This is a genomic window from Psychromonas sp. SP041 (assembly GCF_000470315.2).
Lineage (GTDB): Bacteria > Pseudomonadota > Gammaproteobacteria > Enterobacterales > Psychromonadaceae > Psychromonas.
Map to the genome: position 1 here is coordinate 115,835 of NZ_CBRF02000002.1, position 24,045 is coordinate 139,879.

Annotated in this window: 23 protein-coding genes; 19 read left to right on the plus strand and 4 right to left on the minus strand. The window is 37.1% G+C overall.

Annotated elements, in window-relative coordinates; all coding sequences use genetic code 11:
* The first annotated feature begins 6 nt into the window (after positions 1–6).
* From mraY to lpxC, 10 genes are all read left to right on the plus strand, one after another.
* Complete coding sequence (mraY, locus tag SP041_RS01905; protein ID WP_137297303.1) at positions 7–1,089, plus strand: phospho-N-acetylmuramoyl-pentapeptide-transferase; 1,083 nt, start codon at positions 7–9, stop codon at positions 1,087–1,089.
* A gap of 1 nt (position 1,090) precedes the next feature.
* Entirely contained in the window at positions 1,091–2,419 is a 1,329-nt protein-coding gene (murD, locus tag SP041_RS01910) for a UDP-N-acetylmuramoyl-L-alanine--D-glutamate ligase (protein ID WP_137297304.1), read from the plus strand.
* Positions 2,420–2,421: 2 nt separating this feature from the next.
* The gene (gene ftsW, locus SP041_RS01915; RefSeq protein WP_137297305.1) at positions 2,422–3,684 is read left to right on the plus strand and encodes a putative lipid II flippase FtsW; all 1,263 of its coding nucleotides are present in this window, start codon (positions 2,422–2,424) and stop codon (positions 3,682–3,684) included.
* Positions 3,674–4,744, plus strand: a complete 1,071-nt coding sequence (gene murG, locus SP041_RS01920) for an undecaprenyldiphospho-muramoylpentapeptide beta-N-acetylglucosaminyltransferase (RefSeq protein ID WP_137297306.1) — start codon at positions 3,674–3,676, stop codon at positions 4,742–4,744. Before ftsW ends, murG begins: the two co-directional genes overlap by 11 nt.
* Before the next feature lie 35 nt (positions 4,745–4,779).
* A complete protein-coding gene (murC, locus tag SP041_RS01925; protein WP_137297307.1) occupies positions 4,780–6,240 on the plus strand; it encodes a UDP-N-acetylmuramate--L-alanine ligase in 1,461 nt (486 codons plus the stop codon).
* Positions 6,240–7,160 carry a D-alanine--D-alanine ligase gene (locus SP041_RS01930; protein ID WP_137297308.1) on the plus strand — a complete coding sequence of 307 codons (921 nt, stop codon included), beginning with the start codon at positions 6,240–6,242 and terminating at the stop codon, positions 7,158–7,160. The genes murC and SP041_RS01930 overlap by 1 nt, the downstream gene beginning before the upstream one ends.
* A 3-nt stretch (positions 7,161–7,163) precedes the next feature.
* Positions 7,164–7,907 (plus strand): cell division protein FtsQ/DivIB, encoded by a 744-nt coding sequence (locus SP041_RS01935; protein WP_137297309.1) that lies wholly within the window; start codon positions 7,164–7,166, stop codon positions 7,905–7,907.
* Between the two features lie 205 nt (positions 7,908–8,112).
* Entirely contained in the window at positions 8,113–9,357 is a 1,245-nt protein-coding gene (ftsA, locus tag SP041_RS01940; protein WP_137297310.1) for a cell division protein FtsA, read from the plus strand.
* Positions 9,358–9,391: 34 nt separating this feature from the next.
* Positions 9,392–10,648 carry a cell division protein FtsZ gene (gene ftsZ / locus SP041_RS01945; RefSeq protein ID WP_137297311.1) on the plus strand — a complete coding sequence of 419 codons (1,257 nt, stop codon included), beginning with the start codon at positions 9,392–9,394 and terminating at the stop codon, positions 10,646–10,648.
* An 86-nt stretch (positions 10,649–10,734) separates the two neighbouring features.
* Positions 10,735–11,664 carry a UDP-3-O-acyl-N-acetylglucosamine deacetylase gene (lpxC, locus tag SP041_RS01950; RefSeq protein ID WP_137297312.1) on the plus strand — a complete coding sequence of 310 codons (930 nt, stop codon included), beginning with the start codon at positions 10,735–10,737 and terminating at the stop codon, positions 11,662–11,664.
* Positions 11,665–11,873: 209 nt separating this feature from the next.
* On the opposite strand, the gene SP041_RS01955 is transcribed toward lpxC, so the two are convergent.
* Entirely contained in the window at positions 11,874–12,338 is a 465-nt protein-coding gene (locus tag SP041_RS01955; protein WP_137297313.1) for a DciA family protein, read from the minus strand.
* A 129-nt stretch (positions 12,339–12,467) separates the two neighbouring features.
* Between SP041_RS01955 and SP041_RS01960 the strand changes: the two genes are divergently transcribed.
* The 3 genes from SP041_RS01960 to mutT all read left to right on the plus strand — a co-directional run bounded on the left by SP041_RS01960 (position 12,468) and on the right by mutT (position 16,575).
* Positions 12,468–13,331: a M23 family metallopeptidase gene (locus SP041_RS01960; RefSeq protein ID WP_240791401.1), complete on the plus strand. Its 864-nt coding sequence runs from the start codon at positions 12,468–12,470 to the stop codon at positions 13,329–13,331.
* A gap of 40 nt (positions 13,332–13,371) precedes the next feature.
* Positions 13,372–16,092 (plus strand): preprotein translocase subunit SecA, encoded by a 2,721-nt coding sequence (gene secA, locus SP041_RS01965; RefSeq protein WP_137297315.1) that lies wholly within the window; start codon positions 13,372–13,374, stop codon positions 16,090–16,092.
* 99 nt (positions 16,093–16,191) lie between these two features.
* On the plus strand, positions 16,192–16,575 hold the full coding sequence (gene mutT / locus SP041_RS01970; RefSeq protein ID WP_137297316.1) for an 8-oxo-dGTP diphosphatase MutT: 384 nt from the start codon (positions 16,192–16,194) through the stop codon (positions 16,573–16,575).
* Here the strand turns inward: mutT and SP041_RS01975 are convergent.
* A complete protein-coding gene (locus SP041_RS01975; protein ID WP_137297317.1) occupies positions 16,559–17,452 on the minus strand; it encodes a DNA ligase in 894 nt (297 codons plus the stop codon). The genes mutT and SP041_RS01975 overlap by 17 nt on opposite strands.
* 133 nt (positions 17,453–17,585) lie before the next feature.
* The gene (gene nadC / locus SP041_RS01980) at positions 17,586–18,440 is read right to left on the minus strand and encodes a carboxylating nicotinate-nucleotide diphosphorylase (protein ID WP_137297318.1); all 855 of its coding nucleotides are present in this window, start codon (positions 18,438–18,440) and stop codon (positions 17,586–17,588) included.
* Between the two features lie 315 nt (positions 18,441–18,755).
* Here nadC and coaE point away from each other — a divergent pair, with 315 nt between their 5' ends.
* The 4 genes from coaE (at position 18,756) to SP041_RS02000 (ending at position 20,801) form a co-directional block, all read left to right on the plus strand.
* Positions 18,756–19,355, plus strand: coding sequence for a dephospho-CoA kinase (coaE, locus tag SP041_RS01985; RefSeq protein ID WP_137297319.1), 600 nt, complete (start codon positions 18,756–18,758; stop codon positions 19,353–19,355).
* Positions 19,356–19,423: 68 nt separating this feature from the next.
* Positions 19,424–20,155, plus strand: coding sequence for a cell division protein ZapD (gene zapD, locus SP041_RS01990; protein WP_137297320.1), 732 nt, complete (start codon positions 19,424–19,426; stop codon positions 20,153–20,155).
* 72 nt (positions 20,156–20,227) lie between these two features.
* Entirely contained in the window at positions 20,228–20,422 is a 195-nt protein-coding gene (gene yacG, locus SP041_RS01995; protein WP_137297321.1) for a DNA gyrase inhibitor YacG, read from the plus strand.
* A 34-nt stretch (positions 20,423–20,456) separates the two neighbouring features.
* A complete protein-coding gene (locus SP041_RS02000; protein ID WP_137297322.1) occupies positions 20,457–20,801 on the plus strand; it encodes a HopJ type III effector protein in 345 nt (114 codons plus the stop codon).
* 100 nt (positions 20,802–20,901) lie between these two features.
* Here SP041_RS02000 and yciH read toward each other — a convergent pair whose 3' ends face one another.
* Positions 20,902–21,228 carry a stress response translation initiation inhibitor YciH gene (gene yciH / locus SP041_RS02005; RefSeq protein ID WP_137297323.1) on the minus strand — a complete coding sequence of 109 codons (327 nt, stop codon included), beginning with the start codon at positions 21,226–21,228 and terminating at the stop codon, positions 20,902–20,904.
* Positions 21,229–21,485: 257 nt separating this feature from the next.
* On the opposite strand from yciH, the gene SP041_RS02010 reads away from it, so the two are divergent.
* A complete protein-coding gene (locus SP041_RS02010; protein WP_137297324.1) occupies positions 21,486–21,710 on the plus strand; it encodes a FeoA family protein in 225 nt (74 codons plus the stop codon).
* A gap of 1 nt (position 21,711) precedes the next feature.
* Positions 21,712–24,045: a Fe(2+) transporter permease subunit FeoB gene (gene feoB / locus SP041_RS02015; RefSeq protein WP_137297325.1), complete on the plus strand. Its 2,334-nt coding sequence runs from the start codon at positions 21,712–21,714 to the stop codon at positions 24,043–24,045.

The window sequence follows — 24,045 nt, forward strand, 5'->3', positions numbered from 1 at the left end:
TTAAAAATGGTAGTCTGGTTAGCGGAATTACTTTCAAGTCATTATACGTTTTTCAATGTATTAACATACTTATCCGTGAGAATGGTATTAGCCGTTCTGACTGCATTAGCATTTTCTTTGTGGGCGGGGCCTAAATTAATACGTTTTTTACAAAGTCAGCAAATTGGTCAAATAGTCCGTGATGATGGTCCAGAATCACATTTCAGTAAAGCGGGAACACCAACGATGGGAGGCGTGTTAATTCTAGCCGCTATCGTATTAAGTACTTTATTATGGGCAAGATTAGATAACTTCTATGTGTGGGTTGTTTTATTCACAACCATTGCTTTTGGTGCGATTGGTTTTATGGACGATTACTTAAAAGTCGTACGTAAACATCCAGATGGGTTGATTGCTCGTTGGAAATACTTTTGGCAATCATTAGTTGCATTAGTTATTGGTGTTGTTTTATATATGACGGCACAAGGCGACGCACAATTAACACTTGTTGTTCCCTTTTTTAAAGAATACATGCCTTACCTCGGTTTACTGTTTATTCCATTGGTTTACTTTACTGTTGTAGGTAGTAGTAATGCGGTTAATTTAACCGACGGTTTAGATGGGCTAGCTATTATGCCAACGGTGATGGTGGCAGCGGCTTTTGCATTAGTTGCTTACTTAACAAGCCACGTTAATTATTCTCATTATTTATTTATACCTTACATTCCACAAGCTAGTGAGTTAGTGATCATTTGCGGCACTATTGTTGGCGCGGGTTTAGGGTTTTTATGGTTTAACACTTACCCTGCTCAAGTATTCATGGGCGATGTAGGCTCACTTGCATTGGGTGCTATTTTAGGTGTGATTGCGGTATTGGTTCGCCAAGAATTCTTATTAGTGATTATGGGCGGTATTTTTGTACTTGAAACCGTGTCTGTTATTTTACAGGTAGGTTCTTACAAAATGCGTAAGCAACGTATTTTCCGAATGGCACCTATTCACCACCATTATGAAAAGAAAGGATGGCCTGAGCCGCGTGTTATTGTGCGTTTTTGGATCATTACTATCGTATTAGTCTTAATTGGTTTAGTTACACTGAAGGTTCGTTAATATGGCAACTACTAAACGAGTCGCTATTATTGGATTGGGTGTCACGGGGTTATCCTGTGTCACTTTTTTTCGTAAAAAAGGCATTAATGTCACAGTCTTCGATACTCGTTCGGTACCGCCTGGTCAAGATAAGCTTGATGCCAGTACCAAACTGATAATAGGGCCGTTATCTGCTCCATTATTGTGTGAGTTTGATACGCTAGTTGTTAGCCCTGGTATTGCCATTTCTACCCCTGCCATTAACCAAGCAATTGAAGCAGGCGTAGAAGTGATTGGTGATATTGAGTTGTTTGCTCGAGAGTTAAATACAGCACAATATCAACATGCAAAATTAGTCACTATTACTGGATCAAATGGTAAAAGTACGGTGACTAGCCTACTGGGTGAAATGGCTGCGGATGCACATATTAATGCTGGTATGGGCGGGAATATCGGAGTACCTGCTTTAGATTTATTAAGCCCAGATAAAACGCTTTATATTTTAGAGTTATCAAGTTTTCAACTGGAAACGACTGAATCATTAAATGCAACTATTTCAACTATCTTAAATGTGAGTGAAGATCATCTTGACCGTTACGTAAGCTACCAAGCTTATAGTCTGGCTAAGCATAAAATATATGCACAAGCGAAAACTGTCTTAATTAACCGTGATGACCCATTAACGTTTACCGATAAACAACCACAAATCAGTTTTGGTTTTGATCAACAGCAATATGGATTGATTCAACAACAAGGTGAGCATTACCTTAGTGTTGATCAACAACCTTTATTAAACTGTACTGCACTTAAATTAAGCGGCAAACATAACTGGATGAATGCACTTGCTGCCATCGCATTAGGGAAGCAAGTTGATTTACCAATGTTTTCAATGCTTGAAACCTTACAATCTTATTCAGGTTTAAAGCATCGCTGTGAATTTGTAAAAGAAGTCAATGGCGTTCGCTGGATTAATGATTCCAAAGCAACCAATATCGGTGCTACGCAAGCTGCATTATTAGGACTATCTGACACCATTCTAGGAAAAGTACATGTCATATTAGGTGGTGATGGTAAAGGTGCAGACTTCGCTGAATTAGCGCCTGTATTAACCGAAATAAAAGGGCAAATAGTGTGCTTTGGTCAGGATGCGAAGCTAATTGCTTTACAACATTCTGATGCGCTAATTGTTGATAACTTAGATCAAGCCGTACAACATGTTAACCAATATGCCGTTGCTGGTGATTTAGTTCTTTTAACTCCAGCTTGCGCCAGTTTAGACATGTATAAAAACTTTATGGCACGTGGCGATCATTTTATTGAATTAGTGAATGCTTTGGTTGGAGAAGTCTAATCATGTTGCAAGTTATGACTAATAAGCTAGGTAAAATATTTAAGCTATTAACCGTTGAATCAGAACCACATGCTTACGATCGTTCACTGTTGGTCTTGGTGTTTACCTTAATGGGGATCGGCTTAGTCATTGTTGCTTCTGCATCGATGCCTGAAGGTATTGCTATTTCTGCCGATCCATTCCAGTTTTTAAAACGTCACCTTATCTATATTATTTTATGTTTATTTGTTTTAGCCGCAGTGGTTTCTGTACCAATCGATGCTTGGCATAAATACACCCCTTTAATTTTATTACTTTCAACCTTAGGTTTACTCGCAGTGCTGATTGTTGGTACAGAAGTTAATGGTTCACTTCGTTGGTTACGACTGGGGCCTCTTAATCTTCAACCCTCTGAGTTTGCAAAACTTTCTGTTGTATTGTTCATTGCAAGTTATCTTATTCGTCGTCAAAAAGAGGTCATTGATACGATCAAAGGGTTTATTAAACCTTTAGCGATACTCGCTTTGATATCAATGCTTTTATTATTACAGCCCGACTTGGGCTCAACCGTTGTGATCGTGGTTATCATGATGGGAATGCTATTTATTGCTAATGCGCGAATGATATCGTTTATTGGTATTGCCGTTGCTATGTTATCGGTTATTATTTTATTAATCGTGACGTCCCCTTATCGTATGGCAAGGGTATTTGGATTTTTAGACCCATGGGCAGATCCTTTCGGTCGAAGTTATCAGCTGACTCAATCTTTAATGGCGTTTGGGCGTGGTGGTTGGTTTGGTCAAGGGCTAGGGAATTCTGTTCAAAAATTAGAATACTTACCTGAAGCACACACTGACTTCATTATGGCGATTTTAGCGGAAGAGTTAGGGTTTATTGGTGTAAGTATTGTTATCATTTTAGAGTTTGTTTTAGTTTATAAAGCGTTTTCTATTGGTAAAAGAGCATTAGAGAAAAACCTTGTTTTTGCTGGTTATGTCGCCATAGGTATCGCTATTTGGTTTGCATTTCAAACTGCCGTTAATATTGGTGCTGCATCCGGTATCGCACCAACTAAAGGCTTAACGTTACCTTTGATCAGTTACGGCGGTTCAAGTTTAATTACCATCGCTATCGCGGTGGGATTAGTGTTACGTATCGATTTTGAGACTCGTATTAATTCCGGGCAAGTACGCATAACTAAAAAAATTAAAAAAGCTAAAAAATTAAACTCTGAACCAAAAGCTGATTCAGTAGCAAAGACAAAGGTTGAGAATAATGACGAATAAAACTAAAACTTTATTAGTGATGGCTGGAGGTACAGGAGGGCACGTATTTCCTGGATTAGCCGTGGCAGATAAATTAAAAAACGAAGGCTGGCAAGTAAGTTGGCTAGGCACTGCCGCAAGAATGGAAGCAAAGCTCGTTCCTGAACATGGTTATGAAATTGATTTTATTGATGTTGCGGGTATCAGAGGCAATGGTTTAAAACGTTTGTTAGCGGCACCTTTTCAAATATTAAAATCCATTTTCCAAGCGCGTAAAGTATTAAAAAAGAGAAATGTTGATTTAGTTTTAGGCATGGGCGGTTTTGCCAGTGGACCTGGCGGTATCGCCGCGTGGACATTAGGCATCCCTGTGGTACTACATGAACAAAATGCAGCGGCTGGCATGACCAATCGTTTATTAGCGCGATTTTCAAAAAAAGTATTAATGGGCTTTGGTGATGCATTTTCTGGCGAAAAGGCTATTTTGGTCGGAAACCCGATCAGAAAAGAACTGTTAGCGTTAACCGATAAAATAATCACTACACCAGGGGCTGCGTTAAAAGTTTTAATTATTGGCGGGAGCTTGGGCGCTCGAGTATTAAATGAAACAGTACCTAAAGCGCTTCTGAACTTCAAAGCGAGTGACGTGTCTATTTTGCATCAAACAGGAAAGGGTAATTCTGATACTGTTTTAGAAGCATATAAAGATTCTCATTTTGAATATCAAGCTCATGATTTTATTACTGATATGGCTGCAGCATATGATTGGGCAGATGTTATCATTTGTCGAGCTGGCGCGTTAACTGTTGCTGAAGTGGCAATAGTCGGTTTACCGGCTATTTTTGTTCCTTTGCCACACGCAGTAGATGACCATCAAACAAAAAATGCAATGAGCTTAGTAAATGCTAATGCTGCGATGTTAATCGCTCAAAATGATTTGAATCCTGATAAATTAAGTGAATGTTTGCTTACATTAAGTCAAAATAGGCAGTTGCTTAATACAATGAGCCAAAACTGTAAAAATGTAGCCATTAGAGATGCAACGGAGCAAGTCGCTGCGGTATGTAATTCCTTAGTTTAAAACCTAATTTAAAAATATAGTAAAAGTGAATTCCGATGATAAAAATTGAATTAGCAGAAATTCGTACCATGATCCCTGAAATGCGTCGCGTAAAACAGATACATTTTGTTGGTATCGGCGGCGCAGGAATGGGCGGTATTGCCGAAGTATTAGCCTATGAAGGTTACAAAATAACGGGTTCTGATATCGCTGAAAATACAGTGGTTAAAAGACTGCGTTCAATTGGTGTAGATATTTTCATCGGTCATGCTCAAGAAAATATATACGGTGCTTCAGTAGTGGTTGTATCGACGGCTATTAACCCTGAAAACCCTGAATTACTAGCGGCAAAACAAGCGCGTATTCCTGTGGTTCGTCGTGCTGAAATGTTAGCTGAATTAATGCGTTATCGTCATGGTGTTGCAGTTGCGGGAACGCATGGTAAAACAACAACCACTAGTTTGATTGCGAGTATTTACCGTGAAGCGGATTTAGATCCAACCTTCGTGATTGGCGGTCTACTAAATAGTGCAGGAACTAACGCCAAATTAGGACAAAGCCGTTACCTTATCGCAGAAGCAGATGAAAGTGATGCGTCATTCTTACATTTGCAACCTATGGTTTCAGTCGTCACTAATATTGAAGCTGACCACATGGATACTTACCAAGGTGATTTCGAAATATTAAAAGATACCTTCGTACAGTTCATTCAAAACTTACCTTTCTACGGAACTGCGGTTGTCTGTTTAGATGATAAAGTTGTAGAGGAGTTAATTCCTCGTTTTGCTCGTCAATGTGTGACTTATGGTTTTAATGAGCAAGCAGATGTTCGCATCTCAAGTTTTAAACAAACGGTGAGCAGAAGTGAATTTATTGTTCATCGTGTTAATCGCCCTGATTTAGTGATTCATCTAAACCTACCAGGTAAGCATAACGCGTTAAACGCGGCTGCTGCGATTGCAGTGGCGATGGAAGATGATATCGAAGATGCTGCAATATTAACGGCATTAGAAAGTTTTGAAGGTATTGGTCGTCGCTTTGAGCAATACGGTGAGTTTGAAACAGGTCGTGGTAAAGCAATGCTTGCCGATGATTACGGACATCACCCAACAGAGGTTCAAGCGACGATTAATGCCGCTCGTGAAGGATGGCCTGAAAAACGTTTAGTAATGGCTTATCAACCCCATCGTTACACGCGTACTCGTGATTTATATGAAGACTTTGCACATGTGTTATCACAGGTTGATCAATTGTTACTGTTAGATGTTTACGCAGCAGGGGAAACACCTATTGCAGGTGCAGATAGCCGTTCATTATGTCGTACCATCCGTCAACAAAGTGGTAAAGAGCCTATTTTTGTCGCTTCTCCTGAAGCTTTACCTGCAGCGCTTGCAAAAGTGTTACAAGGTGGAGACTTAGTGTTAACTCAAGGGGCGGGTAATATCGGTGCGGTAGTAAAAACCTTAGCAGATTTCAAATTAGATATTGAAAAAATGCAACAAGAGAGCACAAAATAATGGCAATAGATTTTGGAAAAGTAGCCGTCTTGTTTGGTGGCAACAGTGCTGAACGTGAAGTTTCATTAAACTCAGGTAGCGCAGTGTTAAATGCGCTGGTACGTCAAGGTGTTGATGCACATGCAATCGATCCAAAGCATGATGATCTTTCACAAATTAAAAAATTAGGTTTTGACCGCGCATTTATTGTTTTACACGGTCGAGGTGGCGAAGATGGGACCATCCAAGGTTTTTTAGAAACATTAGATATTCCTTTCACAGGCAGCGATGTTTCAAGCTCAGCGATTGGCATGGACAAAGCAAAAACGAAACAAATTTGGCAAAGTTGTCTGCTTCCTACTGCTGACTATCAAATTATTGTCAAAGAAAACTTTGAACCATCAAGCGCTACCGATATACTAAACAGCTTATCAGGCACTGTCATGGTAAAGCCAGTACACGAAGGCTCAAGTATTGGCATGGCTAAAGCTGAAAATGCAGAGCAGTTAATTAGTGCATTAGAAGAAGCCTTTAAATTTGATAGTAAAGTATTATTAGAGTCATGGATCACGGGTGATGAATTTACTGTGTCTATGTTAAATGGTGAAGCATTACCGGCTATTAGTATGAAAACGACAAATGTGTTTTATGATTATCAGGCAAAATATCAATCTACAGATACACAATATTTGTGTCCTTGTGGTTTGTCTGATGACGAGTTAACCGAACTAAATCAGTTATCAGTAGAAGCGTTTAAAGCAATTGGTTGCAGTGGTTGGGGACGTGTTGATTTTATGAGAGACAGCAATAAAAACTGGTTTTTATTGGAAGTAAATACAGTACCCGGTATGACAGAGAAAAGCCTTGTACCTAAGGCCGCAAAACAAGCCGGTATTAGTTTTGACCAGTTAGTGTTAGATATCTTAAAGCAAACTATATAATTTATGTGGCAAAAGTTAAAACAAATCAAAATCAGTAAATGGGTTAGCTTCTTTGTTTTTGTTCTTTTAATTTATACGTTACAAGATGGTTTTTTTAAATTAAAACATTGGTTAACTGATGAAAAGTCTTTGCCGTTAACGGGGTTAATGTTGACTGGTAATGGAGAGCATATAACAGAAGATGTAGTGAGGGCTGTTTTAGCTAAACAAAAAGATAAATTGAATTTTTTTACCTTAAAAATTTCTGAAATTCAAAAGCAATTAGAAGATAAACCATGGGTCTATTCTGCGTCAATTCGTAAGCATTGGCCCGATACATTAAAGATACATATCGTTGAACAAATTATTGTTGCCTCATGGAATGATAAAGCGTTACTTAATCGGTTTGGTGAAATAATAGATGTCGTGCCCACTGAGCAAGATAAATTTATTGCACTCTCTGGCGATGATGCGCAATCAGAAGATGTATTGAATACGTATTTACAACTAAATCAATTGTTAGAGCCTAGCCATTACCGTATCGCAGCTCTGTATAGCGATAAACGTAATGCGACTGAACTTGTATTAAAAAATGGTATTAGTTTGAATTTAGGCAAAGAACAAAAATTAGAACGTATACAAATGTTTTTAAATGCATTCCCTAGGATTGCACAAAAATACGATATTAATACCATTAAGTATGTCGACCTTCGTTATGACACTGGGTTGGCTATTGGATGGAAAGAATCAGAAAAAAATAAAAAGTAATGTCAATATTAACAATAAAGAGTGTGAGTAAATATAACGTAAACGTGTAGAGAATTGATCGTTAAAAGTTAATAATATCAGTTTCTTATACTTTAATTGACGACATAATTACTCACTTTAGGTAATTTACTCAGGCCGACAATATAGTTAATATTACATAGAGTTAATTCTTCTCTCTTAAATTAGAGAACATGGTGATAAACGAATGGAAAGTAATTACACAGTTGGTTTAGACATTGGTAGTCATAAGATAGTTGTCTTAATCGGTGAATTATTAGCAAATGATGCGATTAATATAGTGGGAGTAGGCTCTGCACCTTCTAAAGGCGTTGATAAAGGGTCTGTGACCAATTTAGATTCAGTTGTTGAATCAATTACACAAGCTTTGAAGCAAGCTGAAGATATGGCTGATTGCCGTGTTTCTTCAATTAATTTATCTGTTTCAGGCTCTCATATTGAATCAATCAATGAAACAGGTACTTGGGCGATAGAAGCTCACGAAGTCAGTACTTATGATGTTGAATGTGTTATTCATAATGCACGCTCAGTGAAAATACGAGATGAGCAACGTTTGTTGCATGTTATTCCTCAAGAATATTCTATTGATTCTCAAGGCCGCATCAATAATCCAATTGGTTTATCTGGTGTAAAATTAAAGGCAAATGTGCATTTAATCACTTGTCACAATGATTTAGTTAAAAATTTAGAAAAAGCAGTTGAACGATGTGGATTAGTTATTGACCAACTAACATCATCTGGTGTTGCATCAAGTGAGGCCACACTTAGTGAAGATGAAAAAGAGCTAGGTGTGTGCATGATTGATATGGGAAGTGGTACAATGGACTTGTCCGTTTATATCGCTGGCTCTTTACAACATAGCATGGTGCTCGACTATGCTGGTAATTCTGTTACTAATGATATTGCCATTGCATTTAGTTCACCGCCTGCTTCTGCTGAAGAAGTAAAAGTTAAATATGGCTGTTTGAATCGTTCATTAGTAAAAGATGATGAAATTATTGAGTTGCCGAGTGTAGGTGGTCGTCCTGCGCGTAGTTTACAACGTTCTATTTTAGTTGATGTTATTGAGCCACGTTACAGTGAATTATTAACATTAGTTAAGAATGAAATTTATAAGTTAAATGATAAATTTGCCCGTGAAGGTTTAAAACAACAGCTAGCTGCTGGTGTGGTTATAACTGGCGGTGCTGCACAAATTGAAGGATTAGTTGAGGTTGCTGAAGAAGTTTTTGGTAATATCCAAGTTAGAATTGGTAAACCACAACATATTCAAGGTCTAGCAGATGATGTAAACTCTCCTGCTTATTCAACCGCAGTTGGTTTATTACGTTATAAAAATGACGAGTTTACAGGCGAAGAAGAAGCTGAACCTGAGAATCGTTTTGCAAGTCTGTTCAGTAAAGTAAAGAACTGGATTAAAAAAGAATATTAGTTATCAAGTTTCATGGATTGGGTGGTAACAAACGATGTCACAAGAAGTTAATAGAGTGGAAGAGAATCAAATGTTTGAAATAATCGATGATGAAGACCATTCAGCACAAGCCGTAATTAAAGTTATCGGCATAGGTGGTGGTGGTGGTAATGCGATCAACTATATGATCGAAAAAGGCTTAACAGGTGCTGAATTTATTGCAATGAACACTGATGCTCAGGCATTACGTTCATCTAAAGCAGATATTCGACTGCAACTGGGTGCTAACATTACCAATGGTTTAGGTGCTGGAGCAAATCCAGAAATTGGTTACAAATCAGCACTTGAAGATAAAGAACGAATTCGCGAGATCGTCACAGGCGCAGATGTAGTATTTATTGCTGCAGGTATGGGCGGCGGTACAGGAACAGGGGCTTGTCCTGTTGTTGCTGAAATCGCAAAAGAGGAAGGCGCGTTAACGATTGGTGTTGTTTCAAAACCTTCTATGTTTGAAGGCCGTAAGCGTATGAATTACGCAACCCAAGGTATCGCTCGTTTATCGGAAAATATTGATTCATTATTAATTATTCCAAATGATAAATTACAAAAATCATTGCCTCGTGGTATTACATTCTTAGACGCACTTCGTGCTGCTAATAGTGTGCTTTATGATGCGGTTTCTGGTTTTTCTTCTATCATTAATAATGAAGAAAGTACTATTAACATCGATTTCGCCGATGTTCGCACCGTGATGACTGAAGCAGGTACAACGGCAGTAATGGGAATTGGTGTTTCTTCTGGTGAAAACCGTGCTGAAGAAGCTGTAGAAGAAGCTATTTCTTGTCCATTACTAGAAGATGTTGATCTTTCTGATGCGCGTGGCGTATTGGTACATATTGTTGCTGGTATCGACTTTAGTTGGGATGAATACCATACAGTCGGTGATGCTTTGAAACAATTTGCTTCTGAAGATTCACAAAACATTATTGGTGTAACGGTTGATCCGACACTTGATAGTGGTGAATTACACGTGACAGTTATTGTAACTGGTATCGGTGAACGTAAATCAGAGCTAAATGTAGTTAAGAATCCAACATTAAATAAGAAAAAAGATGTTAGTGAAACTACAGAACAAACAGTTGAAACCAATAACGCAGCAAATACTACTGCAGAAGTAGAAAGCAAAGTATCGGAAGTACCTACTCAGGCTGATCCTGAAGTAGTAGAGCCGATTGCTGAAGTTAAAGGTAAAACGAGTGCTGAGAGCTATTTGGACATACCTGCTTTTTTAAGACGTCAAGCAGATAACTAAATTAGCGCTAAAAATATAATGGTTTGTGATCTAAGTCTCAAACTGTTATACTTGCGAAAAGATAACATCGTATTGGAGATCATTTCATGATTAAACAAAGAACATTAAAGAAGAGTGTTAAATCAACAGGTATTGGTTTGCATTCAGGGAATAAAGTAACGATTGAGTTACATCCTGCACCTGTTAACTCAGGTATTGTTTATCGTCGAATCGATCTTGATCCGGTGGTGACTTTTAAAGCACATGCACAGGCCGTACAAGAAACACTTTTATGTACTTGCTTAGTTAATGACCAAGGGCAGAAGATTTCTACTGTTGAGCATTTATCTGCGGCTCTTGCGGGTTTAGGGATCGATAATATTATTATTGATGTTGATGCTCCTGAGATTCCAATTATGGATGGTAGTGCAAGTCCTTTTATTTTCTTATTACAATCAGCAGGCATTGAAGAACAAAATGCAGCTAAGAAGTTCATTCGTATTAAAAAGACAATACGAGTTGAAGATGAAGAAGAAGGTAAGTGGGCTGAATTACAACCTTCTAATAATGGCTTCAGCTTAGATTTTAAAATTGATTTTGATCATCCTGTATTTGAAGGTCAAAACCAACATGTTGAAATGCAATTCTCTGGTGATTTGTTTGTTAAAGAAATCAGCCGTGCACGTACTTTTGGATTCATGAAGAGTGTTGAATATCTTCAATCTAATAATTTAGCGCTAGGGGCAAGTTTAGACAATGCAATTGGTTTAGATGAATTCCGTGTATTAAACCCTGAAGGTTTACGTTACGAAGATGAATTTGTGAAGCACAAAGTATTAGATGCTATCGGTGATTTATACTTATCTGGTTTTACTATTTTAGGTCATTTAAAAGCATTTAAAACAGGTCATGCATTAAATAACAAACTATTGTGTGCGTTATTAGCAGATGCTGAAGCATTTGAAATGGTGACATTTGAAGAACCTGTTAGCGAGTCTCCAATACAATACATTGAGCCATTATTTGTTCCTGCTTAATGATCGCTAAATTGAGTGTGTTTATTTAAATACATTCAACATTAAAGAATAGTTAAACCACTTTATGTAAATAAAGTGGTTTTTTTTTAGGTTTGGAATGTGGAATTATAAGAGGTTTAATCATTGCGGCAGTAACTGGATAACAAGTTTACGTTAGAATATTGCTTTAGCTTCTAGTGCTTTATTTATACCGATTACATTAAATATTATTATTCACTTTTATTGGTTGAAAATTTAGCTAGCGACTGTAATGCTTTTTTTAATTTCGGGTCTGCATTTTCTGCTAATGCTAAGAAAGAATCAGCAATATCTTTACTCATTTTTTGAGCTCGTTTTTTGACTGGTTTATTCTTTTTTATCAGTGCTGGACTTATTTTAGCAAGTTCTGGGTTTACTTTTACTTTAATACTGATTAAAGACGAATGATGCTGACGCAACTCCGTTAATATGTCGCTTCGTATAAATTGTAAACGTTGTAGCCAAAGTGAGGTGGGACTTTCTATAATCAAGCTCCCATTTTCAACATTTCCTATACGACAGCCATTGATGTTGTGTTGTTTTAAAACCCTTTGTAGTACTATATCTAATTTAGAAATCAATGATGTGCTCTGCTGAAAGTTATTTTTCTTCAGTAATAATGATATGGGTTTCGGTTGTTTTTTATGTGTTGTCATAACAGCCATTAATAGTGAATTAAGTTTATGAGTATAACGGTTATTTATAATAGGAATGAAATTAAACATAGTTTTTCTATAACAAGATCGACATTTATTTTTATTTGTATATCAACAGTAGCATTATTAATGACTAGTGCTTGGTTATTGCAATCTCATTATCATCAACAATTAATACAACATAAAATAAATTCATTGAATGAAAGGAATTTAATTAAACAGCAGTACCTTCAATCTATGAACTCTCAAACTAACCTACAGCTTCAATCATTAAGTGAAAAAGTTGGTCAATTACAAGCGCAAGGTATTAAGTTAAATAGCCTAAGCGAACGTATTATTGAGAAGTCAAACTTTCCAAAAGATGAGTTTGAATTTGAGTTAAATCAAAGTACTGATGAAAATGTAGAGCAAAATACAGAAGATGATATTTCAGCCAATTATTCTGATAGTTCTCTTATTACTGCACCATCAGAGTTAACAATATTAAATAAAAGTGTTTCACAGCTCGCAAATCAGTATGGAAAGAGTCAAAATCTTCTGCAACAGCTTGAAATTACGTTAAACAATCTCCATCTAATTGATGAACTGTTTATTTCTGGTCGCCCAGTTCCCAATGAAAACTCATGGATATCTTCTCCATTTGGTACTCGTTCAGACCCGTTTACAGGTCGTTTGCGTCGCCATAATGGAGTGGACATAGCAGGTCATACCGGTATGCCGATTAATGCTACCGCAGCAGGTGTGATAACTACATCTGAAGCGAGAACAGGTTATGGTTTTTTAGTCGAAATTAATCATGGTAGCGGTTATAAAACACGTTATGCACATGCATCATCAATTGTTGTATCTGTTGGTGATGTTGTTGAAAAAGGCCAGCAAATTGCCGTAATGGGCACGACGGGACGATCGACTGGACCCCATGTCCATTATGAAGTCATCAAAGATGGTAGGCAAATAAACCCAATTTATTATATACAAAGATTACCAAGCTAAATTACAACTTTTATCCGAATTTTTACAATGAGAAAAGCAAATGATCACATCGATAATAACAAAAATAATAGGCAGTCGAAATGACCGTTATATAAAAAACCTTCGTAAAGTTGTTAATGAAATTAACAAACTAGAACCTGAGATTCAGGCTCTTTCTGAAGAAGACCTTAAAGCTAAAACCGCCTACTTTAAAGAGCGTCTTGCTAATGGTGAAACGATTGACAATATTCTAGTGGAAGCTTTTGCAGTCGTTCGTAGTGCATCAGAGCGTGTTTTTGGCATGCGTCATTTTGATGTACAGCTAATTGGCGGCATGGTTTTAAATGAAAACAAAATTGCGGAAATGCGTACCGGTGAAGGTAAAACATTAACAGCAACCTTACCTGCATACTTAAATGCATTAACCGGTAAAGGCGTGCATGTTATTACCGTGAATGATTATTTAGCTCGTCGTGATGCTGAATGGAATGCGCAATTATTTGAGTATTTAGGGTTAACGATTGGTATCAACTTATCGGGAATGACAGGCGAAGAAAAACGCGCAGCCTACGCCGCAGATATTACTTACGGCACAAACAATGAATTTGGTTTTGACTACCTACGTGACAACATGGCTTTTGAAGCTTCTCAACGTGTTATGCGTGGCGTACATTATGCAATAGTCGATGAAGTTGACTCAATCTTAATTGATGAAGCAAGAACACCATTGATCATCTCTGGTCCTACCGATGGTGACCCAACGCTTTACACTAAACTGAATACTATTATCCCATTGTTAACACAACAAGATAAAGAAGATACAGAAGAGTACGTTGGTGAAGGTGATTTCACGGTAGACGAAAAAAGCAAGCAAGTATTGTTAACTGAACGTGGACAAGAAAAAGTGGAGCTTATTTTACAAGAACGTGGCTTATTAGAAGAAAATACTTCTTTATATGCTGCTTCAAGCATCAGTTTATTGCACCATGTTAATGCCGCATTACGTGCTCATACTTTATTTGAAAAAGACGTTGAATACATCGTGACAGCTGAAGGTGAAGTTGTCATTGTCGATGAGCATACTGGTCGTACAATGCCTGGTCGTCGTTGGTCTGAAGGCTTACATCAAGCAGTAGAGGCTAAAGAAGGCGTTAAAATTCAAAATGAAAACCAAACGCTAGCGTCAATTACCTTCCAAAACTATTTCCGCCTTTATGAAAAACTAGGTGGTATGACAGGTACTGCAGACACGGAAGCATTTGAGTTCCAATCTATCTATGGTTTAGAAACGATTGTTATCCCAACAAACCGTCCAATGGTGCGTAAAGATGGTGGTGACTTAGTTTATTTAACTGAGATTGAAAAATACCAAGCAATTATTGATGACATTAATACTCGATTAGAGCGTCGCCAACCAGTGTTAGTCGGTACCGTTTCTATCGAAAGTTCTGAGTTATTATCAACATTAATGGCGAAGGCAAAAATTAAGCACAGCGTACTAAATGCTAAATTCCATGAAAAAGAAGCAGATATCATTGCTCATGCTGGTGCATTAGGTTCAGTTACTATTGCTACTAACATGGCCGGTCGTGGTACCGATATTGTACTGGGTGGTAATTTACAAAACCGTCTTGAAAAATTAGGCCCGCTGACTGAAGAACAAATTGTTACTGAAACAGCTGCTTGGAAAGAAGATCAAGCGGCAGTGTTAGCTGCAGGTGGTTTGTACATCGTTGGTACAGAACGCCATGAATCTCGTCGTATTGATAATCAGCTACGTGGTCGTGCTGGGCGTCAAGGTGATGCTGGTGAGAGTCGCTTCTATCTTTCAATGGAAGATTCATTAATGCGTATCTTTGCTTCTGAAAAAGTGTCTAATATGATGAAAAAATTAGGCATGGAAAATGGCGAAGCAATTGAACATCCTTGGGTAACTCGAGCGATTGAAAATGCACAACGCAAAGTTGAAGGCCGTAACTTTGATATGCGTAAATCTCTATTAGACTTTGATGATGTTGCCAATGACCAACGTAAAGTGGTTTATCAACAGCGTAATGGTGTAATGGATAGTGAAAACATTACAGAGAATATCGAGCAAATTTGGGATGATGTTTTCAATGCTTGTATCGACGAATATGTACCATTGCATTCATTAACAGAGCAATGGGACTTAGAAGGCTTAGAAAACCGTTTGAAAAATGACTTCTTAGTCGAATTACCTGTTCAGCAATGGTTAGTTGATGATGCTAATTTACAAGAAGAAACGATTCGTGAAAATATACTTGAACATGCAAAAGCAGTGTATCAAGATAAAAAAGAGCAAGTAGGCGAATCTATTATTGCTGGCTTTGAAAAGTCTGTCATGTTGCAAACAATTGATATGCTGTGGAAAGAGCATCTATCGGCAATGGATCATCTTCGTCAAGGTATACATTTACGTGGTTACGCGCAAAAAGATCCAAAACAAGAGTACAAGCGTGAATCATTTGAGTTGTTTATTGCGATGTTAGAAAACTTAAAAGCCGATGTTGTTGGTATTTTATCGAAAGTGCAAATTCAAAGTAGAGAAGAAGCTGAAGCGATTCAAGAAAAGCGTCGTGAAGAAGAAGCTAAAGCCAATATTCAATACCAACATGCACAAGTGAATACTGATGGAGAGGCTGAAGCTGAAGATGAGTCATCTGATACCTTTGTTCGCCAAGAGAAAAAAGTCGGACGCAATGAAGCCTGTCCGTGTGGTTCAGGTAAAAAGTTTAAGCAGTGCCATGGTAAATTAGGCTAAAATCTAATTAAGGAGGTTTAATCTCCCTTAACCAATAAAAGGTGGTGCTTCATTGAAGACCACCTTTTTTATTGCTTTAAAAATAAAAAAGGGACAACAATGCCAAAGCAAATAATTAGTATCGCTATCGTGCAAAATGAACATAAAAAACTATTGATTAGCCGCCGTCAAAAAGGGCAACATTTGGCGGGAAAATGGGAATTTCCAGGCGGGAAAGTAGAGCAAGGTGAAGCGCTTGAAGTCGCTATGTTACGAGAGTTAAAAGAAGAAGTCGGTTTAACGGCTACAAAGTATAGCTTGTTTGATTCTTTAAACTTCCAATATGATGACGTTGATTTATGTTTACATTTTTATTTAGTCACAGATTTTCAAGGCGAAGCAACTTCTCTTGAAGGGCAACAAATTAAATGGGTAACTGCTGCTGAACTAAGCCAATACGACTTTCCTAAAGCTAATTTAACCGTTATTAATAAATTACTCTAATACGTACAAATGAAGCAAAACGAGGGATGTTATTATTCGTTTTACCTGTAAAGCGATAAGTAATAAGACTGCCTATTGGAGGAGGGGTACTTCTCTCCTCATCACTAAACCCTGACCCTATTTTAAAGGTAACTCCCTCTTCATTTTTAACCAGTATTGCACCTAGTAAACCTTCATACTTTCCTTTGCCCGGTAAGTAAGCAATGACGGTGGCTTCTGCATCTTCAAATTTCTTCAGTTTCATTAAGTCTCTGCTTCGCTTTGTTTGATATAAAGCATCTTGGTGATGAAGCATTAAACCTTCACCTTTACCCATCACTACTTTGTTTAACAAATCAAATAACGCCACTGTATTGGGGATTTTTTGTTGTTCGATCATTTGTAAATAAGGGCTATTAGTGTCAGTGACCAGTGTTTGCATTTTATTAATACGTTGTTCAAAAGAGACAGTACTTTTAGGAAGATCAAAAATCATAAACTTAATCTGTTTCCACTGTTCATTTTGATTATCTTGGGTACGAGCTATGCCGGATACTGTTTCAAACTGTTGTCTTGCTATCCATAATTCACCATCCATTGCGGTAGTTGGAAATGATGCTATGAACCATGTTGGCGCTGTAAAAATATTTCCCTGTTTAGAGATGAGTTGATGGCCATTCCAATAGGCACGAATACCATCAAGCTTTTCGCTTACATAATATTGTGTGACATCAATATCTTGTCGGTAATTAGTCGCAAGCTGAATAGGAGGAGGTTGAGCAATAGCGGCTGAAATCGAAAGCATTAACATAGCAATGCTGTTAAACAGGTAGTCAGTAAATTGACTCTTTTTCAAATGAGAACAGGCGATTTTTTGAAAGCTAAATAATGACGTCATAAAAAGCTCCTACACTTTGCAAAATATAAATATTTTTTAATTTAAGTAATAAGTGTAGGAAGTTTTTAAAATAATGAGACTATTTAAATACAATAATGTTTGGTTGCTAACGTATTATTGGTAGAAGCGCACTTTAGTGTTGAACGAAACGCATTGATAAATCGATAGCATGTACATGTTTCGTTAATGCACCAACAGAAATATAATCAACCCCTGTTTCTGCATAACTTAATATGGTTGTATTATCGACATTCCCTGACACTTCTAAATCAGCTTGCTGAGGGTTACTTTTATTAATGGCAACCGCTTCTAACATCATCGGAATGCTAAAATTATCTAACATCACACGCTGTGCGCCGGCATCAAGGGCTTGTTTAAGCTCATCGATACTTTCTACTTCAACTTCTACCCAACGCTCAGGATGTTGTTGATTAGCTGCTGTAATAGCTTGTTTGATGCCACCACAGGCCATAATATGATTTTCTTTGATTAAGTAAGCATCATATAAACCAATACGATGATTAAAGCCGCCACCACAGGTTACTGCATATTTAGATGCATTACGTAAGCCTGGTAAGGTTTTTCGCGTGTCTAATAATTTACATTCAGTACTAGCGATTAAATCTGAGTAATATTTGGTTGTTGTCGCAATACCTGATAGTGTTTGTATAAAGTTTAACGCAGTACGTTCACCTGTTAACAATATTCTTGCAGGACCTTCAAGTGTAAATAAAGGGCTATTAGCAGGGACACTATCACCATCTTTGACATGCCAAGTGATGGTCACTTCAGCGCCTAATTGATGAAATACTTCATCCGTCCATGCTTTACCACAGAAAACTGCATCGTCACGTGTAATAACCGTTGCTTTTGAACGTTTATCTTCTGGAATTAAATTCGCGGTGATATCACCTTCTGCAGCAGATAATCCATTTAAATCTTCATTTAAAGCTAAGGTAATACTTTGTGCAATTTCTTGTTCAATCATGGTAAATTTCCAGACAGCGGTAAAAAAAGCAAATATTACCTTAATGGCCTTTGAATACCAATGATCTAAATACTTAACTCTTATAAAATAAGAGGCTCGTGGTTAGATTAAGTGAATCAATAAGCCTTAATACCAATCACAATAAATAGCTTATCTATTTTACTGGTTAAGACAGCTCACTTCCTCGTTGTCAATTTCGTAAAGGGAACAGCTATTTACGCCTTGAATGGAACTGTTTTTTCGGCGTAAAATTTAGATAAGTTATTTAATGTAATCGGTATAACAATAAAAATGACAATAAAAAATGGAAATAGTATGCGTTTAATCATTGGTTTAACAGGTGGTATCGGTAGTGGAAAATCAACTGTTGCAAAAGAGTTTATTGCTTTAGGTATTGAGGTGGTTGACGCTGATAAAGTGGCACGAGAAGTGGTAGAACCAGGGCAACCAGCTTTAGCTAACATTGAACTTTATTTTGGTAAAGAGGTCGTAAATGCTAACGGTGAATTAGATAGAGCAAAGCTGAGAGATATCATTTTTAACTGTGAAACAAAAAAGCAGTGGTTGAATGATTTATTGCATCCTATTATCCGTGATACCTTACTGAGAAAGCTTGAGAAAGCGCAAAGTAAATATGTAATACTAGAAGCGCCTTTGCTATTAGAAAACCAGTTAACAAAGTATACTGATTACACATTAGTTGTTGATGTGACAGAAGCTTTACAAATTGAACGTGCAACGCAAAGAGATAGTAACTCAATAGCACAAATACAAGCTATTATGGATGCACAAATCAATAGAAAGCTTAGACTAGAGCAAGCTGATTATATTATTGATAATAGCAGTACAGATCTTGTTGTATTGAAGCAGCAAGTTAAAATGTTACATTTACAGTTTTTATCTATACAAAAGTAGGCTTTTTGATTGTTTAGTAATGACTTCTTCATGTAACCTTACTTTTTTATAAAATAAATAGACGCCTTATGATCGCCTTTGAATACCCCTTAACAGAAAAAAGTCGTAGCTATTTACGCTTTGAATGTCTTTTTCTACAAATTAAACAAAGTATTTCGCTGGATAATGACAGTGATGCTGTTACTTATTTTAAATCATTATTTGAGTTAATTGAATTGAGCGATCGTAGCGATATTCGTCACGACTTAATTAAAGATTTACGTTCATTGTTAGAAGAAATGCAATCTTGGTTAAGTAGTGAGCAAGCTGATACTGAAGCGATTAAAGCATTAATGGTAGAAATTAGTGAATTAATCAGTGCTTTATTAGTCATGTCTAAACAACTTAAGTTCTTTAAAGATAGCCGCTTTTTAACCTCTTTAAAGCAACGCTTTTTCATTCCAGGCGGGTGTTGTAATTTCGATCTACCCCAGTTTCATTTTTGGTCATCACAACCTATCGAACTAAAAAGAGAAGATGCTAAACAATGGTTTGAATACTTTACGGTATTAGATCGCGCATTATCTTTGTTTTTGAAAATGAGACGTCATCAAGGCATCAAATCAAAGCAACAAGCTAAAAATGGTTTTTTCCAAGGTGAAGTAGAGCATGCGTTGTTTATTATTCTAAGTGTTGATCCCGCTTTACAAGCTTACCCTATGATCTCTGGGCATAAACACCGTTACTCTGTTCGGTTTATGAATGCGAATGCAGAAAATAGCCAAGCAGAGAATATTGAATTTGAGCAGACTTTTTGTTAAAACCTGAGTAAATGATGTCAGTGTTTAAGATTGTTTAAGATTGTTTCATGTTGTTAAAGGTAAGGAAAATAAATGAAGGTTAATTGCCCAACTTGTCAAAAACAAGTTGTCTGGGATAAACAGAGCTTGTATCGCCCCTTTTGCTGTAAACGTTGCCAGTTAATTGATTTAGGTGAATGGGCTGATGAAGAAAAATGTATTAAAGGTGAGTCTGTTAGCCCTGAAAATTTACCACAAAATAAAACAATTTATTTTGAAGAAGATTAATAGAAAAACTAAGAAAATAATATAAGGAAGTATAATGCTATTAAGTGATTTTTTAACAAAACTAAATACACAACCAAAAACAATTGAATTTACTGACACAATGGCAGTGATTGAAGCAAATTATACATTTAGTGAAACGGCTTTTACGAATGGGCAACAAAGCAATGCGGCAGGTGAAAACTCAGGTTCATGTAAGATTTTTTCATTTGCACAGTTAAATGAATTAACTGAACAACAAACCTTAGCTTGTTTTGGTATCTATTACCGTCATGATGTTTTAGGAAATCCTGACGCAAGTGATCATCAAAATATTCGTCAATTTATGATCAATGGTTGGTCTGGTATTCGTTTTGATTCTGCGCCTTTAGTGTGTAAATAGCAGCAGTAATATAATCCCTCATTTAAGCGAATAAAATGTAGCCCGATGTGTTAAGCATCGGGTTTTTTATGCGTTTTAAAAAGCAAAAATAGCGCCCTAATTAACCGCCAGCTAACTTAACTTGATAACCTTGCTTTTCTAATACTGTCTTAATAATCTCACGTTGATCCGTTTGAATTTCAATAACGAAGTCTTTGACAGTGCCGCCGCAGCCAGTACGTTTTTTAATTTCTTTAGCTAATGCTTTAATCGCTTTGTCATCAAGCTGTAAGCCTTTAATTAAAGTGACGCCTTTACCTTTACGACCTTTAGTCTCTCGATGCAAGCGGATAACGCCATCACTCTCAGGTGCTTTTTGTTTCTGCTTTGTCTTTTCTACTTTTCCACCGTCAGTCGAGTAGACTAAATTTAATTCACCAAAATCCATAATTATTTCCACCAATTAATTTCTCATCTAGTTTATACCTGTTCCTCTTGCAGATGTAAAACACCGCTAAAATTTCTTCTTAAATAGAGGTGTTGCCCCGACTTAATTGATCTAAAACAAAGGACGTGTTTATACCTGTGGTTCGCTCTGTTTATTGGTTGTTAATGATAATGGTTTGTATTAACTTGCTTGTTATAGCATTAGCAGGTTCAAAGAATAAACGTATTTTTTTGAACGAAAAATAGTAAGGGTCAATCATGATATTGTCAGAATTAAAAGTAGGTCAAACCGCCAGCATTATTAACATTAATGGCATTGAACCTGTGATGCGTAAGAAATTACTTAACCTTGGTTTTTTACCAAAAGCTAAAATACAACTATTACGTGTTGCACCGCTAGGAGACCCTATTGCAATTCGCTGTGCTAATAGCGCTATTGCATTACGTAAAAGTATCGCTAAGCAAATTATAGTGGAGTGCTAATATGACCTTAAATATTGCGACAATTGGCAATCCCAATTCAGGTAAAACCACTTTATTTAATGCACTCACAGGCAGTCATCAGCGTGTCGGTAATTGGAGTGGCGTTACGGTTGAGAAAAAGACTGGGCATTTCACTTTAGATAACCATCAAAGTGTTAAAATAATCGATTTGCCGGGTATTTATAACCTTGATAATGATCAGGTAGGGACGTCGTTAGATGAGCGCATTGCATTTGAATATATCATGCAAAATCAACCTGATATTGTATTGAATATTATTGATGCAAGTTGTTTAGAAAGGAGCTTATATCTAACGTTACAATTATTAGAACTGGGTTTACCTGTTGTCATGGTCTTAAATAAAATGGACTTAGCCGATAAACAACATTTAGTCATTAACGTAAATACATTAAGTGAACAGTTAGGTTGTCCTATTATTTGTTTATCAGCGCATGATCAACAAGCCGTAAAAAAGTTAACTCGTCGTTTTACCAGTCTAGACCTCACCCATTTAAATCACCCTTTATCACTCGATTACGGGAATGAATTACAACCTGTTGTTAATGACATAACGTTGTTGTTTGATAAGGCAATGCAATCATCCGATAAACCTTCGAAATCATTTAATAGCCTAATAGCACTAAATAAAAAAGCCCTAGCGATAAAATGTATTGAAGGAGATCAATCTATTCTTTCAGGGTTTGATGGTAAGGATATACACACTATCAATCACCTAAAAAATTCATTATCGATTGATTTGGATTTACAGATAGCAGACGTTCGCTACACCTTTATTTATGCATTAACACAACAAGCCGTCAGAGAAAAACGTCACTTAAGCAAAACACTGTCTGAAAAAATCGATGCCATCACCTTAAACCGTTATACGGGCATTCCTGTCTTTTTGTTAGTCATGTATTTAATGTTTATGTTTGCCATTAACATTGGTAGCGCTTTTATTGATTTCTTTGATATTGCGTCGGGCGCCATTTTTGTAGATGAAACGGCTCATTGGTTAGGTGTGATCAATGCGCCCGAGTGGATTATTAATGTACTCGCTTATGGTGTTGGCAATGGTATTCAAACGGTTATGACGTTTATACCGGTCATCGCTTGTTTATATCTATTTTTAGCCATGTTAGAAAGTTCTGGATACCTTGCAAGGGCCGCTTTTGTGATTGACCGATTCATGCAATTTATCGGTCTACCTGGCAAGTCTTTTGTGCCTATGATTGTTGGGTTTGGCTGTACTGTGCCTGCGGTGATGGCGGCAAGAACCTTAGAAAAAGAACGAGAACGATTACTCACCGTTATTATGTCTCCTTTTATGTCATGTGGCGCACGATTACCTGTTTATGCTTTATTTGCGAGTGCTTTTTTCCCTGAGCAAGGGCAGAACATCGTCTTCTTATTATATTTAATTGGCATTCTAGTGGCGGTATTAACTGGGTATGTATTGAGCCGCACTATATTACCCGGTAAAAGCGAAAATATGTTTTTAGAAATACCAGATTATGAAATTCCAACCATTAAAAACACCTTAATTAAAACATGGCAAAAGCTCAAAGGTTTTGTCTTTGGTGCGGGGCAAACCATTGTATTAGTGGTGACGATTTTAAATGTTGTTAACTCTGTGGGCATTGACGGGAGTTTTGGCCATCAAGATAGTGACAGCTCATTACTTAGCCAAGGTGCTCAAATCATTACGCCAATATTATCGCCATTGGGCATTAATAATGATAACTGGCCTGCCACCGTTGGCATAGTGACAGGGATTTTTGCTAAAGAAGCGGTTGTTGGGACACTTAATAATCTATATTCCAGTATTGATAGTGAAGATGAGATAGATCTTACTTTGTTGGACAAACTTAACGTGGCGATAGCGACCATTCCTGAGAATCTAATGGGAATTGATATTGCCGATCCACTCGGTATCAATGTTGGCGATCTCACTAATTTAGAAAGTGCAGCGGAAGATCAGGGTGTAGACTTAACTATCTACAGTAATATTAAACAAGCTTTTGTTAGTCAAGAAGCCGCTTTTGCTTATTTACTTTTTATTCTTTTATATGCACCTTGTGCTGCTGCAATGGGCGCGATTGTCAGAGAAGTCGGTGTTAATTGGGCTCGCTTTGTAGCGGTATGGTCAACAGCTATTGCTTATATCGTGTCAGTTGCTTATTACCAATTGGTTACTTTTTCACTTCACCCAATCAACAGCCTGGCTTATTTATTATCAGGAGGGGTAATCATTTTAGCGGTGTTGTATAAGTTAAAGCATAAAGGTAATTTATTAGCGGATGTCACCATTAGCGCAGAGCATAAATTAATATAG

Coding starts and splice junctions, on each gene's coding strand:
- mutT (WP_137297316.1), top strand. CDS start 16,192: ATGCCAAAGCAAATAATTAGTATCGCTATCGTGCAAAATGAACATAAA.
- yciH (WP_137297323.1), bottom strand. CDS start 21,228: ATGGATTTTGGTGAATTAAATTTAGTCTACTCGACTGACGGTGGAAAA.
- mraY (WP_137297303.1), top strand. CDS start 7: ATGGTAGTCTGGTTAGCGGAATTACTTTCAAGTCATTATACGTTTTTC.
- SP041_RS01955 (WP_137297313.1), bottom strand. CDS start 12,338: ATGACAACACATAAAAAACAACCGAAACCCATATCATTATTACTGAAG.
- ftsA (WP_137297310.1), top strand. CDS start 8,113: ATGGAAAGTAATTACACAGTTGGTTTAGACATTGGTAGTCATAAGATA.
- yacG (WP_137297321.1), top strand. CDS start 20,228: ATGAAGGTTAATTGCCCAACTTGTCAAAAACAAGTTGTCTGGGATAAA.
- zapD (WP_137297320.1), top strand. CDS start 19,424: ATGATCGCCTTTGAATACCCCTTAACAGAAAAAAGTCGTAGCTATTTA.
- nadC (WP_137297318.1), bottom strand. CDS start 18,440: ATGATTGAACAAGAAATTGCACAAAGTATTACCTTAGCTTTAAATGAA.
- SP041_RS01975 (WP_137297317.1), bottom strand. CDS start 17,452: ATGACGTCATTATTTAGCTTTCAAAAAATCGCCTGTTCTCATTTGAAA.
- murG (WP_137297306.1), top strand. CDS start 3,674: ATGACGAATAAAACTAAAACTTTATTAGTGATGGCTGGAGGTACAGGA.
- SP041_RS01935 (WP_137297309.1), top strand. CDS start 7,164: ATGTGGCAAAAGTTAAAACAAATCAAAATCAGTAAATGGGTTAGCTTC.
- ftsW (WP_137297305.1), top strand. CDS start 2,422: ATGTTGCAAGTTATGACTAATAAGCTAGGTAAAATATTTAAGCTATTA.
- ftsZ (WP_137297311.1), top strand. CDS start 9,392: ATGTCACAAGAAGTTAATAGAGTGGAAGAGAATCAAATGTTTGAAATA.
- SP041_RS02000 (WP_137297322.1), top strand. CDS start 20,457: ATGCTATTAAGTGATTTTTTAACAAAACTAAATACACAACCAAAAACA.
- coaE (WP_137297319.1), top strand. CDS start 18,756: ATGCGTTTAATCATTGGTTTAACAGGTGGTATCGGTAGTGGAAAATCA.
- secA (WP_137297315.1), top strand. CDS start 13,372: ATGATCACATCGATAATAACAAAAATAATAGGCAGTCGAAATGACCGT.
- murC (WP_137297307.1), top strand. CDS start 4,780: ATGATAAAAATTGAATTAGCAGAAATTCGTACCATGATCCCTGAAATG.
- lpxC (WP_137297312.1), top strand. CDS start 10,735: ATGATTAAACAAAGAACATTAAAGAAGAGTGTTAAATCAACAGGTATT.
- SP041_RS01930 (WP_137297308.1), top strand. CDS start 6,240: ATGGCAATAGATTTTGGAAAAGTAGCCGTCTTGTTTGGTGGCAACAGT.
- SP041_RS02010 (WP_137297324.1), top strand. CDS start 21,486: ATGATATTGTCAGAATTAAAAGTAGGTCAAACCGCCAGCATTATTAAC.
- murD (WP_137297304.1), top strand. CDS start 1,091: ATGGCAACTACTAAACGAGTCGCTATTATTGGATTGGGTGTCACGGGG.
- SP041_RS01960 (WP_240791401.1), top strand. CDS start 12,468: ATGACTAGTGCTTGGTTATTGCAATCTCATTATCATCAACAATTAATA.
- feoB (WP_137297325.1), top strand. CDS start 21,712: ATGACCTTAAATATTGCGACAATTGGCAATCCCAATTCAGGTAAAACC.